Annotated in this window: 15 protein-coding genes and 1 other annotated feature; of the genes, 2 read left to right on the top strand and 13 right to left on the bottom strand. The window is 30.6% G+C overall.

Annotation, left to right across the window (positions count from 1 at the left end; genetic code table 11):
- The first annotated feature begins 53 nt into the window (after positions 1-53).
- Positions 54-686: an MBL fold metallo-hydrolase gene (locus D4Z93_RS00605; protein WP_119969851.1), complete on the top strand. Its 633-nt coding sequence runs from the start codon at positions 54-56 to the stop codon at positions 684-686.
- A 95-nt stretch (positions 687-781) separates the two neighbouring features.
- Here the strand turns inward: D4Z93_RS00605 and D4Z93_RS00600 are convergent, their stop codons facing one another.
- The 3 genes from D4Z93_RS00600 to D4Z93_RS00590 all read right to left on the bottom strand — a co-directional run bounded on the left by D4Z93_RS00600 (position 782) and on the right by D4Z93_RS00590 (position 3866).
- Positions 782-1174 (bottom strand): ArsR/SmtB family transcription factor, encoded by a 393-nt coding sequence (locus D4Z93_RS00600; protein WP_279220942.1) that lies wholly within the window; start codon positions 1172-1174, stop codon positions 782-784.
- A 62-nt stretch (positions 1175-1236) separates the two neighbouring features.
- The gene (nrdG, locus tag D4Z93_RS00595; RefSeq protein ID WP_243105960.1) at positions 1237-1764 is read right to left on the bottom strand and encodes an anaerobic ribonucleoside-triphosphate reductase activating protein; all 528 of its coding nucleotides are present in this window, start codon (positions 1762-1764) and stop codon (positions 1237-1239) included.
- Positions 1761-3866 (bottom strand): anaerobic ribonucleoside triphosphate reductase, encoded by a 2106-nt coding sequence (locus tag D4Z93_RS00590; protein ID WP_119969850.1) that lies wholly within the window; start codon positions 3864-3866, stop codon positions 1761-1763. Before D4Z93_RS00590 ends, nrdG begins: the two co-directional genes overlap by 4 nt.
- 241 nt (positions 3867-4107) lie before the next feature.
- Between D4Z93_RS00590 and D4Z93_RS00585 the strand changes: the two genes are divergently transcribed.
- The gene (locus tag D4Z93_RS00585) at positions 4108-4299 is read left to right on the top strand and encodes a hypothetical protein (protein WP_119969849.1); all 192 of its coding nucleotides are present in this window, start codon (positions 4108-4110) and stop codon (positions 4297-4299) included.
- A gap of 30 nt (positions 4300-4329) precedes the next feature.
- Here the strand turns inward: D4Z93_RS00585 and D4Z93_RS00580 are convergent, their stop codons facing one another.
- The 10 genes from D4Z93_RS00580 to D4Z93_RS00535 form a co-directional block, all read right to left on the bottom strand.
- Positions 4330-5169 carry a YhfM domain-containing protein gene (locus tag D4Z93_RS00580; protein ID WP_423243037.1) on the bottom strand — a complete coding sequence of 280 codons (840 nt, stop codon included), beginning with the start codon at positions 5167-5169 and terminating at the stop codon, positions 4330-4332.
- A gap of 112 nt (positions 5170-5281) precedes the next feature.
- Positions 5282-5869, bottom strand: coding sequence for a hypothetical protein (locus D4Z93_RS00575; protein WP_119969848.1), 588 nt, complete (start codon positions 5867-5869; stop codon positions 5282-5284).
- 116 nt (positions 5870-5985) lie between these two features.
- On the bottom strand, positions 5986-7335 hold the full coding sequence (locus D4Z93_RS00570; RefSeq protein WP_119969847.1) for a hypothetical protein: 1350 nt from the start codon (positions 7333-7335) through the stop codon (positions 5986-5988).
- A gap of 88 nt (positions 7336-7423) precedes the next feature.
- Positions 7424-8263, bottom strand: coding sequence for a 16S rRNA (adenine(1518)-N(6)/adenine(1519)-N(6))-dimethyltransferase RsmA (gene rsmA / locus D4Z93_RS00565; RefSeq protein WP_119969846.1), 840 nt, complete (start codon positions 8261-8263; stop codon positions 7424-7426).
- Complete coding sequence (rnmV, locus tag D4Z93_RS00560) at positions 8263-8808, bottom strand: ribonuclease M5 (RefSeq protein ID WP_119969845.1); 546 nt, start codon at positions 8806-8808, stop codon at positions 8263-8265. The genes rsmA and rnmV overlap by 1 nt, the downstream gene beginning before the upstream one ends.
- A gap of 99 nt (positions 8809-8907) precedes the next feature.
- On the bottom strand, positions 8908-9951 hold the full coding sequence (locus D4Z93_RS00555) for a 3D domain-containing protein (protein WP_119969844.1): 1044 nt from the start codon (positions 9949-9951) through the stop codon (positions 8908-8910).
- Positions 9952-10203: 252 nt separating this feature from the next.
- Positions 10204-11007, bottom strand: a complete 804-nt coding sequence (locus D4Z93_RS00550) for a TatD family hydrolase (protein WP_119969843.1) — start codon at positions 11005-11007, stop codon at positions 10204-10206.
- 402 nt (positions 11008-11409) lie between these two features.
- Positions 11410-11997 (bottom strand): rubrerythrin, encoded by a 588-nt coding sequence (gene rbr / locus D4Z93_RS00545; RefSeq protein WP_119969842.1) that lies wholly within the window; start codon positions 11995-11997, stop codon positions 11410-11412.
- Between the two features lie 638 nt (positions 11998-12635).
- Positions 12636-14573: a methionine--tRNA ligase gene (gene metG, locus D4Z93_RS00540; RefSeq protein WP_119969841.1), complete on the bottom strand. Its 1938-nt coding sequence runs from the start codon at positions 14571-14573 to the stop codon at positions 12636-12638.
- Positions 14574-14648: 75 nt separating this feature from the next.
- Positions 14649-14902: a binding site (T-box leader), on the bottom strand.
- Between the two features lie 92 nt (positions 14903-14994).
- Positions 14995-15555: a uracil-DNA glycosylase gene (locus tag D4Z93_RS00535; protein WP_119969840.1), complete on the bottom strand. Its 561-nt coding sequence runs from the start codon at positions 15553-15555 to the stop codon at positions 14995-14997.
- Positions 15556-15573: the final 18 nt, after the last annotated feature.

Here is a 15573-nt window from a genome sequence, read left to right as displayed (position 1 = left end):
CTTTCAGTTACAAACCCTATATAGATTTTACCTAAAAAGTTAGGAGTGATTTTATGATAATTAAATGGCTTGGACACTCTTCGTTTTTATTAGAAGACTCCAATGGTAGAAAAATACTTACTGATCCATTTGATGAAACAGTTGGTTACGAGTGCTGCAATGAAAAAGTCGACATAGTATCAATAAGCCATCATCACTTTGATCATGATTATGTCGATAATTTGAAATATGATAATATAATTGACAAACCAGGCAGCTTCAACTTATGTAATATAAAAATAACTGGTCTTCAATCATATCATGATAAGGTAAAGGGTGCAAAAAGAGGGGAAAATACAATCTTTATTTTTGAAATGGATGGATATAGAATATGCCATCTCGGTGACCTTGGTTATATTCTTTCAAGCGATGAAATAAATAAATTAGGAAACATTGATGTACTGCTTATACCTATCGGAGGAAATTATACAATAGATGGACATGAAGCTTCGGAATTAGCAAAATTAGTTAAGAGTCACATATTAATACCCATGCACTATAAAACTCCCTTACTTTCATTTAAATTAGACGGCCTTGAAAATTTCCTACTATATATGAAAAATGGTGAAAGAGTTAATAGTAATACTCTTGTATTAAATGGGCCTCTTAGCGGAATAAATATAGTTAAAATTTTAAACTATAAATAAATATATTAGAAACAAAATAAAATACTGCTGAATCAAAGATATTTATATATCTTTAGTTCACCAGTATTTATATAAATTCACTTACCACGATTTGACTAATTGTGTTGAATGTGTTCAAGTCCTGCATTAAATAATTGGAATATATGTTCATCATCCAAAGAATAATAAACTACTTTTCCTTCTCTCCTAAATTTTACCAAATGTGCAGATTTTAAGATTCTAAGCTGATGAGATATTGATGATTGACTCATACTTAGGACTTGTGCAATATCACAAACACATAATTCCTTTTTAAAAAGTGCATATATTATTTTTATTCTAGTATTATCCCCGAGTACCTTAAATAAATCTGATAATTTTAAAAATGTTTCTTCTTCAAGCATGTTGTCTCTAACACATTTTATACAATCTTCATGAATTTCATTACAGTCACAATCATCACATCCACTGCAATCACAAACTTCTATGTTATTCATATCTTCTTTCATCTTATCACTCCTACACATGAAAATACATTCATATGTAATTATATATGTGAATTAAACTTTTTTCAATAATTTAATATTTGAATACTTTTAGATTTAAGAGTTTTTTTCACATCTATAATTCTTTGATTTGAGGATCCTCTGAATTTAAGTTTAGGATTATATTTTTTTTCTTCAAATCTTCCATCAACAAGTACATCTATACAATTTAGGAGTCTATTCCAACCTTTTATTTCAAATCTATTTTCAAAAATATATTCAAATTTGTATCCAGTATAGCACCATATATCAAGACCTAATTCTTTTATTTTTTCACCCATATAGGCAAACTCTTCTGCCTGTTCAAGCGGATCTCCTCCAGAAAATGTCACTCCGTGAAGTATTGGATTCTGCTTTATATCATTAACAAGTTCATCCATATCTTTTAACTCTCCGTCATCAAATGAATGTGTTGATGGATTAAAGCAACCTTTACAATTATGTTTACACCCCTGAGAAAAAAATACTCTCCTCATTCCAGGTCCGTTTACAAGACTTTCATAAGATATTCCTGCCAATCTTATAGTTTTAGTTTGTTTCATTTGAGTTTTCATATTCTTTCATACACCTTTTTCTGACTAGAATGTGACAATCTATCTGATCTTTCTGCTGACTTTCCTGATCCAAACCTCTCATCCAATGAAAGATATCCTGTAACTCTTGAAATTCCCTGTATATCACTGCTCCCACATTTAGGGCATTCAGTTTCTCCATGAAGATATGTCCCACAATTCTTGCAATATCTTATATGAAAATTAATCCCCAAATAATTTATATTGGTAGTATAAGCATACTTCAATATATCCATTACTGTTTCCTGAGAAGGATAATCATCTAACTCCACATAACTTATATGTCCACCATTACATAATTTATGATAAGGAGCCTCTATATCTATCTTATCCTTTATAGATATAGGAAAACTTACCGGTATGTGATATGAATTAGTATAATAATCTTTATCAGTTATCCCTTTGAGTTCTCCAAATATTTTTTTATCCTGAACTATAAACTTTCCACTAAGACCTTCTGCCGGAGTTGCATAACAGCTCCAATTCAAGTGAGTTTCTTCTGTAGTTTTATCAACATATTCTCTTATGTATGATATTATCTTAAATCCGAGTTCTCTAGCTTCTTTAGTTTCTCCATGGTGATGTCCTGTTAAGGCAATTAATGTTTCGGCTAAACCTATAAATCCAATTGCCCAAGTTCCCTGCTTAAGTACTGGTTCTATTGAATCATTCTGCTTTAAATCTTCAGATCCCTTCATAAGCCCTTGGCCTACAACAAATGGAAGATCTTTAACCCTCAATCTTTTTAATACATTATATCTATGGATAAGTGATTCTTTAGCCATATCAAGTTTTGCATCTAACAAATTAAAAAATTTATCTACATCACCTTTTGCAATTATTCCAAGCCTAGGAAGATTTATAGTAGTAGGCGCAATATTCCCCCTTCCCTTTGTACCAGCTTCTCCATTTATATTCGACATCACATATGTTCTGCATCCCATGGTAGCTGGTAATATTCCTTTATCATAGTAGTATTTATTAAAATCTGCATCCAAATTCATAAAAGTTGGATTCATTCTTTTAGCAGCAACCCTACATGCTAACTTAAATAAGTAATAATAAGGATCCTCAGGGTTTTTATTAACCCCTTCTTTTACTCTAAATATTATATTAGGAAATATAGGTTGTTCTCCCTTGCCAAGTCCTTTTTCATATTCCATTAAAAACACTTCACATATGAGGGCGGCATCTTTAGAATTTGGCACTCCTATGTTAACTGATGAAAATGGGACCTGTGAACCAGCACGTGAATGCATAGTATTTAAATTATATACTATCCCCTGCATTGCCTGATGTACTGTTTTCTCAAGTTTTTTATCAACTAATTCTTCTATATTTTCACTAACGCCAACCTCTAATAATTCATTCCTTATTTCTTCCCTTGTAGGTTCAACAAATTCACTCATATCATTATCAAAGTCTGGATGACTCTGGCCTCCAAACATATCATTTTGAGTTGACTGTAATAATATACAAGACAATTCAGCAGCAGATTCTATTCTCCTTGGTTTTCTTATAGTTCCATATCCTGTATTGAATCCTCTTTCTAGTATTTCTTTAGTTGGTATATGGAGACAATTAATAGTAAGATTATAACTATCTAGATCATGATAATAAATATCTCCATTTTCATGTGCTTTAGCCAAATACTTGGGCATAGATGCTAAGTTATGCCACTTATTTGATTCACTAGCTATTCTAAGTAATTTAGAACTAAAATTATTTCCAACATTAGCATTATCTCTATCGGTTTCTACACCTATTTTTTCTATAACCTTCATCAAATCAGATTTTATTTCTCTTATCTCAGTTCTTTCTTTTCTATAATTTGAATAAGCAACTCCTATTTGTCTATAATCATTTTTCATCAAAGTATCTTCGACTATATTTTGTATGTTTTCAACTTCGATTTCATCTATGTTAAGTTCCTCTATCCTCTTTATAACCTTTTGAGTTAAGTCTATAAAATCACTTTCTTTGAGATCATATCCTATTTCCTCTGAAGAACCTTTTATAGCATTTCTTATTTTCCCAGGATCAAATTCAACCTTCCTGCCATCTCTTTTCACAACATATAGCATATTAAATACCTCCTATCCACAATATATTGTGTTTATTACGTTGATATTATACTATGGAAAAAATTTTTAAGCAATTTTTAAATTAGTACTCATTATATATTACACGGATTTACTTTTACATATCTCGTTATTCTATTGATTTTTGCTATAGATTAAGATTTGATATTTATATTTTTCATAGAAACAAATTACCTGAATAATCACTACAAAAAATGAAAGACTAACTAATGAGGTGATATAAATGATCGGAAAAGTTATAGATATGAATATAAGTGAAGCATTTGTAGCATTACAAGACAACAGAACAATACAAATAGGTCTGGCTCATCTTCCTTCAAATTGTACTATAGGCAGTACTGTGAATATAAATCCAACCTTATGTAATATGAAAAATGACAATGACAACCATATATTAAAAGGAGAGTTATCATAATTTAGTTATGATAACTCCACTCTCTATAAATTAAAAATTACTCGGTTTACTATCTGTAACCTTAATATTCCAATGTGCATTTTCATATTTGTCATATATATAATATTTTTTTTCACTCTTATTTGATTTATCCCAAAATGTAACTATGCCCTTATATAGTGTTAGTTTATAACCCTCAGTTTTTATAGTAGCTACAATATCATAACTTTGCTTATCCTTACTTATAATCTCAACATTTTTAAGCTTACTTTTCAAATCGCTTTTAAAACTTTCCATATCTATCGATAATATATATTTTGCAACCTCTACATCATCATTTAAATTTATGCCAATAGACTTACCTTGTTTTTTCTGGGATTTAATATAATCATCTATTGCACTTATTATGGAATTATAATAAACATCATTAAAATTTTTCGGTTCTTTAATTGTCCAAAAGTTTTGAATAATACTGTTATCTATCCTTTTAGATACAGCAAACACCTTATTATCTCCATACAGATTGCCCTGATCTCTTTTATCTAATCCTGCAATATAATTAAATTTATGAATTTTATTTCCTTGATATATTTCAAATATGTAATCAGATTTAAGTGAGGATTTATTTTTTACGGATTTTGCACTAGATAAAATATCATATAAATCTTCTATTGCATTTTTATCCTCAAGTGTAAATCTAAATCCCTCATCTCTAGTACTCTGTATAACTATCTTCTGCACTTTATTGTCCTTTATATATTCAAAATCATTATTTTTAATACCTAACTTAATTTCTGCTTCATGAACACTACTACAACCTGACAGCAATAAACACGCTATCAAAGATATACATAAAAAAATCTTATTTAATTTTTTAATTCCTATATGCAACTACTGCTACCTCCTGAATTATAAAGTATCTTAATTATTTTATATTAATTATAGCATATTTATATATAAAAAAATCCACTGCACACATTTATACTGAAGTGGATTTTTTTGTTTAATTACTACAATGTAGTGTTTTAACTATATTTTCAAATATAATCGGCATATCCTCCTTAAAATTATCCTTTTTTGTAAAAAACGAAAATCTTAAAAATTTACCATCTTGATTTAAAAAATATTCATACCCATTAAATTCAGCATCATACGAAGTAAGGATAATATATTTTACAAGATATCCCTTTATATTGTTTATAATTATAGGTTCCAATTTATATGCCTCATATAAATTTTGCTTACTTGATATTTTCTTACTTTCCTCCAGAAACGCTTTTAAATTTTTGTTTGAATTCCAGACTTGAACATAACCATAGATTTTATTATCATTACTTACAAAATCATTATGATATATAATTTCACCTCCCGAAAACTTTTGTTCTTTAGTCGACCACCCTTTGGGAAGTTCATAATTTAAAGTTTTGTTTAAAGCATTGTATTCTACAAAAGAGTTTATATTGTTCTGAAGCAGTACCGTAAATTTTAATCTATCTTCAAATTGCCTTTCAAACCCTAACAAAATAAACATAAGTCCAATTATAATTACAGTTACCCCTATCTTTTTTCTGTCCAATATTATAAATTTCATCTAAACCCCACCTTATCTCATAAAAGTACCAGTCATTAGTTTAATTAAAATATCATACTAGGATTATATGAAAATGACATTAAAAATATTAATATTTTTAATGTCATTTATAATTGCTAATTACTTTTAACAGGTATGAGTACAGTAGATGTTCTAAAATCATAAAACATAAGCCAGCATCCTATACTATTAGGATTATCTTCCCCTCTCCATAAAGGCGTCCAAGTAACAAAACCTGATCTTCCATCAAATGGCTGATCATATTTATTTCTGGTCCCCGGCACCCCATAAACCAAATATTTTACATGACCCATTTTATCATATTTATATCCTATCATGTAATATCCATACCTACTTATATAATCATAATAAGGCAACATAGGACGATATATTATATTATACTTATTAACATTAGACGAATCATACATATCTTCAACTGAATTAACCTTAGCCTTATACCAGTCACATCTTTTAATTTCACCACAGATATCCCCAACAGATTCAAACTTGTCTACAAGGCTGCTAAAAAATTCTGGAACAGTCTTTTTAATATCATCTTCATAAATACTTTGAGTTTTTTCAAATTTCTCATTCATATTTATATCTGGAATCCGTTCACTACTGTTAAATTCAAAATCAGAATTTCTAGGTTTATTTTCTTCACAAGGTATTACTTCGTGCACTTGCTTTTCTTTATTTTCATTATTAATACTATCATCCGCATCAATAACATTTACTGTCTCTTTATCCTTTAAAACTTTCTCTTTTTCTATCTCATCTTCTGAACCCTTGTTCTCTTCTATAATCTCTTCATACTTATCAAATATACTCTTCTCTTGATTCTGTGCTTCTGAGGTTTCTACACTTTCAACATCTACAGGAACCTTCTCATCATTCCTATCTGATTTCTTCGATAATTCATGGTATTTTCCCTTGTTATCCTCTTTTTGTTTCAAAATCTTATGTTCACTATTTTTATGCGGCTCCTCCTGTTTCTGTTTAGAACTTACTGAGTCATTCAAATCTTCATGTAGATTAACTTTAACTACCTCAAAATTTTTCCAATCTGGTATCTGTTTGCTCGTAAACCCACTCATTATAGATATCAAACTTGAATCCAGGAACTTAACTATAGCTGCACCGCAAATTTTATCCATAGCTATACCAGTTCCTGCTATGTTACTTGCAGGATACTCATAAGACACATCTGCTCTTCCATAGTCATCTATGTTCATTTTTCCCATATTGATAATCTTTTTCATATCTTTTTTATTACATATCAAAACCATATGATACGGAATTGATTGTTTTTTCAAGTTCTGCACGTAATAAGATATTTTACACTTGTCACCTTTAAGTTCCGATTTTAAATAACCAGAAACTATTTTGTCAGCAGATAAAGAGTATCCCTTCTCATCTTCTTGCAGTATTATAAAATATCTACTATAACTCTTTTTTTGAGCCAACTTCGCTACCCCCATATATTCTTATTCATTATAATATATGAGATAAAATTCAAAAAGTGAACAAATACTTGTAAACTTATAAAAAAGATTATATAAAATCATATATAAAATCAGAAAGCCTTCCAAATTCATCTAAGGAAAGAGTCTCTCCTCTTCTCTTCGGATCTATGTCACATATTTCAAAGATCTTTCTTAATTCTTCTTTATCTATATTAAGTGGCTTAAGTGCATTCCACAAAGTTTTCCTTCTCATATTAAAAGAAAATCTTACAATTTTGAAAAATAGATCTTTATCCTTTATAGTAACACGTGGATTTTTACATTTAGACAATTTTATAACTACTGAATCAACCTTGGGGCTGGGCACGAAGCAACTAGAACTAACCTTCCTTATAATTTCTATATCACAATAATATTGCACAAGTACTGATAGAGAACCATATTCTTTACATCCTGGATCTGCTGCCATCCTTTCGCCAACCTCTTTTTGAACCATTACAGTTAATGACTTAAAATTCAAGTCTTCATTTAAAAGTTGAAGTACTATTGGCGTTGTTACATAGTATGGTAAATTGGCTACTACTTTCACATTATTTTCTTCCTTGAGTATTTCCTTAATATCTAGCTTAAGTATATCTTTATTTATAAGTTCAAAATTATCAAATTCCTTTAATTCTTCCTTTAAAATCGGTATCAAAGTAGAATCAACCTCTACTGCATACACTTTTTTAGCTTTCTTTAAAAGTTCTCTAGTGAGGGTACCTACTCCAGGTCCTATCTCTAAAACAACATCATCACTTGATACATCTGCACTACCCAATATATCTTCTAAGACCGAATTGTCAATTAAAAAATTCTGTCCTAAACTTTTTGAAAATTTAAAACCGTACCTTTTTACTATATCTCTAGTATATACATCAATGCTCATCACTTCTTATCCTCACTTATATTATTTAAAGCTTTTATAAATTCTTCTTTACTTATTCCATAATTGTTAAGTCTTCTTAAAAATTGGGCAGCATTACAATATCCTATCCCAAGTTTTTTCCCTAATTCATCTCTCTTACATTTAGCTTCGGAGGTTCCCGTTAATCCAAAATATATCATATCATCCATATTAAATTCTGATCTTTTGTCTTTGATTTCACATTTCGCATTCTTAAGAGCCTTTATTATTATATCCGGATTTGCATTTTCAACACCTATATCTCCATCTTTGATTCCATCTTTCTGTGATATATATGCGTGCTTTATCCCTTTGACCCTCTTTGAAATTATCTTTCTTATTTTTTCTCCCGCGAAATCAGGATCAGTTAATACTATTACACCCTGTCTCCTTTGAGCTTCAGCTATTTTTTGTATCACTTTTTTATTTATTCCAAAACCACCAACAGCTATTAATTCTGCATCTACGGCATTTTTGACCGCTGTTACATCATCTCTGCCTTCAACAACTATAACTTCTTTTATCATGAAAAGTATTCCTCCTTATAGGTACATTATAATATAAAACAATATATTAAGTCGATTCCTTACATTCTAACAGGTAAAAAAATAGGAGCCTAAGAGCCCCTAACTAATTATATATACATTTACATTTCTTACTCCCCAAACATTGGCTTCTGAAGCAGAATCAAAAAATAAATCCACTCTATTGCCCTTTATTGCACCACCTGTATCCTCTGCAATTGCATATCCATATCCTTCAACATATAGTTTGGTACCTAGAGGAATAATTCTTGGATCAACAGCCACTGAACTATATCCATTAATACTTCTTCTTGCTACTGTACCAGATGCTGTAATTCCAAAGTCACTATCTCCTGGCGATTTGCCAGTACTTTCATAGCCAGCTGAATACCCTGTAGCTCTCATTGACACAGCATTTCTATATAAAATCTTTCCACCACGCGAAGGTGTATATGCTCCTAAAGTACCAACAGCTATAATTTTTTGGACTGGTTGTCTCTTTACTACTTCACTTATAATCTTTCTCGAGATCTCTTTTCCATCTCTATATAAAACTCTTGTTACTACTTCTTTTTCTCCTGATTGTCCATCTTGTAAAACCTGATTATTTCCCTGCTCTTTAGTACTATCTTTCTTTACAACAGTTTCATAACCTATAGGTTTTGTACCCTTTATATCTTTAGTTTCTAATCTAGTTACCACTACTGTTAACCCTTGCCTCAATGGCTGGCTTTTAACTGGATTGACTTCATCGGATTTGTTTACTTTTATTTTTTCAGCTGTTAACATTTTTTGGACATTATCTTCTGCAGATTCTATGTTTAATTTTTTGCCATCAACCTTTACTTCTACGTTTACTGCTTTCTTTACTGTGATTTTACCTTTATCTACTACTTTACCGTCCAAACTTGGTGTTGTCTTATCCTTTGGCCCTAATACTATATGATTATTTTCAAGTGCTTTTTTATAATTACTACTAAAAGTAGTAATTCTCATCTGCTTATCACCTATACAAACCGTTACTACTTTTCTAGAATTATATACTATAGCTACTAAGGATACCAAAATTACCAGAAAAACACCTATTATAACCTTTGGGCCATTAGAAAAATACTTATTAAAATAAATTTTCAATCTTTCCACCATAAGAAATACCTCCTTCAGGCAGGAGCGACATTCAAAATCTTAAAACTCAACAAAATTAAGCAAGTAAAATAGCACTCCAATTTTAAATCTAAAATGCAGCTTTGTGCATAAAATGTATAAATTATAAATATTATAATAGCTTTTTGAAAGAGTTTATTTTTATAGTGGATCCTATATAATATAATTATACAAGCAATTTTTAATTTTATTACATAAATGGAAATTTATAATAACATTTTCCATTATACACCATTACCTTAAACCAATCAAGTTTTTTATATTATTAATAGTATTAAAACTCACCTCTTGTATTGGAATTCCTTTAATTTCAGATATTTTATTCATTATGTAATATATATACAGAGACATATTTCTCTTGCCTCTATATGGCACAGGCGTCATATAAGGACAATCCGTTTCAACTAAAATTCTGTTAATAGGAATCTGTTCTACAACCTTAACTGTTTTTTTCGCATTTTTAAATGTAACAACACCTGTAATCCCTAGATAATATCCCAATTTTAAATATTCTTTTGCAAACTCAACACTTCCAGAGAAACAGTGAATTTCACCTTTTACATTTGGAAATGATTTCACAATTTCTAATGTATCCTCATGTGCATCTCTATCATGTATAATAACAGGTAAATTAAATTCCTCAGCAATCTTCATCTGACTTACAAAGGCTTTTTTCTGTATATTTCTAGACGGATTTTCATCATAATGATAATCGAGTCCTATTTCTCCTATAGCTTTAACTTTATCGTTCATTAATAAATTTCTTATTTTTAACACTTGTTCCTGATTAAATTTATCTGCATACTCTGGATGTATACCAACTGCTGCATAAAAGAAATCATATTCTCGAGCAAGCTTAACAGAGTCCTCTGAACCCTTCATAGAAGACCCGCAATTTAATATACCTACAATATTATTTCTCTGAAGTTCTTTTATTAACTCATCTCTATCGTTATCAAATTCCTCATCATCATAATGTGCATGTGCATCAAATATTTTAACTTCGTTTTTAATTAAATTATCATTAAATTCATCCATTGTATCTCTCTCCATTCAAATCTTAACTTTTTAAATATTTACTTTATAATTGTTATAAAGTGTGTAAAATAACCATACAACACATTTCCATTTTATTACATATGGCTGTATAGTCAAGTTATTTCTCATGAATATATCTTTTTAATTTAAGATTATATCAGATTTACTCAAAATTTATAAGTTTCTCATAATGCTTGTCCGTAATTTCAGAATCTCTCACAACAAATCGTTCTAAAACCCCTAGTACTTATTATTTATGAGGTTTGTAATTCCAGGATTAAGTTATACGTAAGCTGACATTTCCAAAATGTAAGCACATTAGAAAATTTTTTAGTAAGCCTTAGTGAAGTATTGTTCGCTTACGTATAAGTTAAACTTTCATTTATAAAAACACTTTGACCATTATAGTTCAATATTATCCATAATTTCAAAATAACCTTGAGGATGCTTACATGCTGGACATACCTTAGGCGCCTCGGTACCTTCAAAAATATATCCACAATTTCGACATCTCCACTTCTTAGTTGTGTTTCTTTTATATAAAGTACCACTCTTTAAATTATTAAGTAAATTTATATAAATTTGTTCATGAGATGTTTCTATTTTTATTATCTCCCTAAATGCACTTTCAACCTCGGAAAAACCTTCCTCTTTCGCTTGATCTGCAAAATTTGGATAAAGAGTTCCCCATTCCTCTTTTTCACCTTCCGCTGCATACTGAAGATTCTGCTCTGTATCCCCATATCCAATAGGATACTCTGCGTCAACTTTTATATGTGCTTTGCCTAGTCCCCTCACAAGTAAATCAAAAAATACCTTTGCATGAGCCCTCTCGTTGTCAGCCACTTCTAAAAATACTGCTGCAATTTTTTTATATCCCTCCTTATCTGCCTTTCTTCCATAGTATGTATATCTATTTCTAGCCTGAGACTCTCCCGCAAAAGCCTTTGCAAGATTATCTGCTGTTTTAGTTCCTTGTAAACTTTTCATAATAAATCTTCCTCCATTTCTGTTTTCTATAAAAATTACTCCGTTTTATAATATAATCTGCATTAATATGGGCTATTATACAAACTTAATTTTTAATTATCTTGAAGGACGATTTTATACAGGGTTTGTAAATGAAAAGTTAATCCATCCCCCGGGAGATGCTGACAAAATCCGGTACTATAAATGCTTTTAGTAATTCTAAAGCCCGGTATTTTGAAAATCTAATAAATATTGATAAACTCGCTGTGCTCAAACAGTATCAATATTTATATATTTTCTAAAATACCGGGCCAAGAATTACAATAAAAGAATTTAATGTACCTATATTTTGTTAGTATCCCCCTCTGGTATAAATTAACTTTAAAATTACAAACTCTATTAAAATTTACAAGTAGAAGTTTAACTTAGCCCTTAGCGGGATTTCTAAAATTAAGGCACATTAAAAAATTTTGTAGTAAGTCTTAGTGAAGCGTTCTTAAAAATCTTAATGGATTTTATATGTCTGAACACAGCGAGTTTATAAAATCTGCTTAGATTTTTTTAAGCGCAAGTCTAAACTTACTAGAAATTTTTCACATGACGTATTTTGGAAATCCCGGTCGGAGCATAAGTTAAGCTTACATTCATAAACCCTATATTTATCTTACAATGCTTCCGGCTGGCAGCTCTCCATCTAATGTAGCAGTAAATAGCTTGCTGTTATCATCTGTAGCTCCAGAAAGTATCATTCCTTGAGAAATTTCTCCCATTAGTTTAACTGGCTTTAAATTCGCTACAACTATTACAGATTTACCAACTAATTCTTCTGGTTTATAATATTTAGATATTCCAGATACGATCTGTCTTTGTTCTCCTCCCAAATCAACCTTGAACTTTAACAGTTTTTTTGCACCTTTAATTGACTCACACTCCAAAACTTTGGCAACCCTTAAATCTATCTTTTCAAAATCATCTATTGTTATCTGATCCTTTATTGGCTGCATTTCGGTCTTCTTTGCAGCTGCCTTATTCTGTTCCTTAATTCTATTAAGTTCCTCTATCTTCTTTTCCACATCTATTCTAGGAAATAGAATATCTCCCTTTTGTACCTTATTTCCTGCTTGAGTTCCGTCAAATGAGGCAAGACTATCCCAGGTTGCAATATCTACATTTAACTGTTTATTTATTTTTTCGCTTGTTTCCGGCAAAAAAGGTACTAAACATACCGATATAAATCTTAAGGATTCAACTAAATTATAAATAACAGTGCCAAGCCTGTCTTTCTTATCCTCATCTTTCGCAAGAATCCAGGGAGTTGTTTCATCTATATATTTATTTGCCTTACCTACAAGCTCCCAAATAGTATCAAGTGCTTCAGGTATCCTGAGTTTATCCATACTATCCTCTAACTTTTTAGGTGTAGACAATGCACACTCTATAAGATTATCGTCAACATTTTCCTTTGCAGTTGGTGCAGGTATAATTCCGTCAAAATACTTTTCGGCCATGGCACAAGTTCTTGATAATAAATTTCCAAGATCATTTGCGAGATCAGAATTTATTTTATTTATAAATATTTCATTGTTAAATAATCCATCTGATCCAAATGGTATCTCCCTTAAAAGATAATATCTCACAGGATCTGTCCCGAATTCATTCACAAGAACAACTGGATCCACCACATTTCCCTTTGATTTTGACATCTTCCCACCATTTACAAGAAGCCATCCATGCCCAAAAACTTGCTTTGGAAGTGGCATTCCAAGGGCCATAAGCATAATAGGCCAATAAATTGTATGAAATCTAAGTATATCTTTTCCTACTAGATGTATATCAGCTGGCCAGTATTTATCAAGCGCTTCTGTATTGTTACTCCCATATCCCAGAGCAGTAATATAATTTGAAAGTGCATCTATCCAAACATATATAACATGTTTTTCATCAAATGTGACAGGAATTCCCCAGTCAAATGATGTTCTTGATATACATAAATCCTGAAGTCCTGGCTTTAAAAAGTTATTTAACATTTCATTTTTTCTTGATTCCGGCTGTATAAAATCCGGATGATTTTCTATATATTCTATTAATCTTGGGGCATATTTAGACATCTTGAAAAAGTATGCTTCTTCCTTTGTCTTCTCAACCGGTCTGCCACAATCAGGGCAATTGCCATCTACAAGCTGTGTTTCTGTCCAAAAAGATTCACATGGTGTACAATACCATCCCTCATAGTATCCTTTATATATATCTCCCTGATCGTATAATTTCTTAAATATATCTTGAACTCCCTTTATATGATAATCATCTGTAGTTCTTATAAATTTATCATAACTTATATTCATTATTTTCCAAAGGTCCTTAATCCCGGAGACAATAACGTCAACATATTCCTTTGGTGTAACTCCTTTTGCTTCCGCTAATCTCTGAATTTTTTGACCATGTTCATCTGTTCCAGTTAAAAACATTACATCATATCCTGTTAATCTCTTAAATCTTGCTAGGACATCTGCTGCAACAGTAGTATAAGTATTTCCTATATGAAGATTTGCAGATGGATAATAAATTGGTGTTGTAACATAATAGGTTCTCTTTTTCATTATTCTTCTTCCTTTCCAGTTTATTTATATTTAGAATAATACGCATAAAAAAAACTCTATATGGATATAAATCCATATAGAGGCATAATCATACGCTTTACCACTCTAATTCACTCTTACCTCACGATAAGAATCTCACTAAGTAACTCAGTAAAAAACTTCTATTACCCTGCAATATAACGGCTGCGTGCCGTGTCACCCTACTAATAGTTATTCAGATAACCTGCTCTGGAACCATATTCATAAAATTAAGTAACCACCGACTTTCACCAATCTCGGTTCTCTTATAGATACCTCATTTTTACTACTCTTTCCTTCATAGCACTTTAACAATATATTATTCCACAAATACATATATGTCAATATAATCTTATTGAATTGTAATGCCTTTACATAACATATTTCCCAATATAATAATTTTTTATTCTTTTATTTGATCATATTTTTGCTTTATATCTTTTAGATCCTTCCAGAAAGAAGCTTTTTTACTTTGATCTCTAAGTATAGCAGATGGATGGAATGTTGATGTCAGGAGTATTCCCTTCCTCTCTATCCACTTTCCTCTATCTCGAGTTATTCTAAAATCGCTCCCTAATATATATTTTAACGCTGTAGCTCCCAAACAAACTATTATTTTAGGTTTTATAAGTGCAGTCTGATTTCTAAGATAAGGAATACAAGCTTTAGCCTCTTCTTCATACGGCGTTCTATTATTTCGAGGTCTGCACTTGCATATATTACATATGTAATAGTCCCTTTCTCTTACCAAATTAAGCTCAAGTAATCCTTTATTTAAGAGTTGTCCTGCTCTTCCTACAAATGGGATTCCAGTTCTATCCTCATCAGCTCCAGGAGCTTCACCAATAAACATAAGCTTTGATCTAGGATTTCCGTCTCCAAATACCATATTAGTTTTATTTTTACACAGTTCACATTTATCACACTTTAAACACTCATCATATAGTTCTCTCCACTTTAACAATTTTTTCACCTCTAAGAA

The organism is Clostridium fermenticellae (genome assembly GCF_003600355.1).
Classification (GTDB): Bacteria; Bacillota; Clostridia; order Clostridiales; family Clostridiaceae; genus Clostridium_AV; species Clostridium_AV fermenticellae.
Note: the sequence above shows the minus strand (reverse complement) of the source record. Positions and strands in the feature narration are given on the sequence as shown.

Bases quoted from the DNA above. Each gene is read 5' to 3' on its own strand.
- D4Z93_RS00605 (WP_119969851.1), top strand. From the start codon at position 54: ATGATAATTAAATGGCTTGGACACTCTTCGTTTTTATTAGAAGACTCC.
- D4Z93_RS00600 (WP_279220942.1), bottom strand. From the start codon at position 1,174: ATGAAAGAAGATATGAATAACATAGAAGTTTGTGATTGCAGTGGATGT.
- nrdG (WP_243105960.1), bottom strand. From the start codon at position 1,764: ATGAAAACTCAAATGAAACAAACTAAAACTATAAGATTGGCAGGAATA.
- D4Z93_RS00590 (WP_119969850.1), bottom strand. From the start codon at position 3,866: ATGCTATATGTTGTGAAAAGAGATGGCAGGAAGGTTGAATTTGATCCT.
- D4Z93_RS00585 (WP_119969849.1), top strand. From the start codon at position 4,108: ATGATCGGAAAAGTTATAGATATGAATATAAGTGAAGCATTTGTAGCA.
- D4Z93_RS00575 (WP_119969848.1), bottom strand. From the start codon at position 5,869: ATGAAATTTATAATATTGGACAGAAAAAAGATAGGGGTAACTGTAATT.
- rsmA (WP_119969846.1), bottom strand. From the start codon at position 8,263: ATGAGCATTGATGTATATACTAGAGATATAGTAAAAAGGTACGGTTTT.
- rnmV (WP_119969845.1), bottom strand. From the start codon at position 8,808: ATGATAAAAGAAGTTATAGTTGTTGAAGGCAGAGATGATGTAACAGCG.
- D4Z93_RS00555 (WP_119969844.1), bottom strand. From the start codon at position 9,951: ATGGTGGAAAGATTGAAAATTTATTTTAATAAGTATTTTTCTAATGGC.
- D4Z93_RS00550 (WP_119969843.1), bottom strand. From the start codon at position 11,007: ATGGATGAATTTAATGATAATTTAATTAAAAACGAAGTTAAAATATTT.
- rbr (WP_119969842.1), bottom strand. From the start codon at position 11,997: ATGAAAAGTTTACAAGGAACTAAAACAGCAGATAATCTTGCAAAGGCT.
- metG (WP_119969841.1), bottom strand. From the start codon at position 14,573: ATGAAAAAGAGAACCTATTATGTTACAACACCAATTTATTATCCATCT.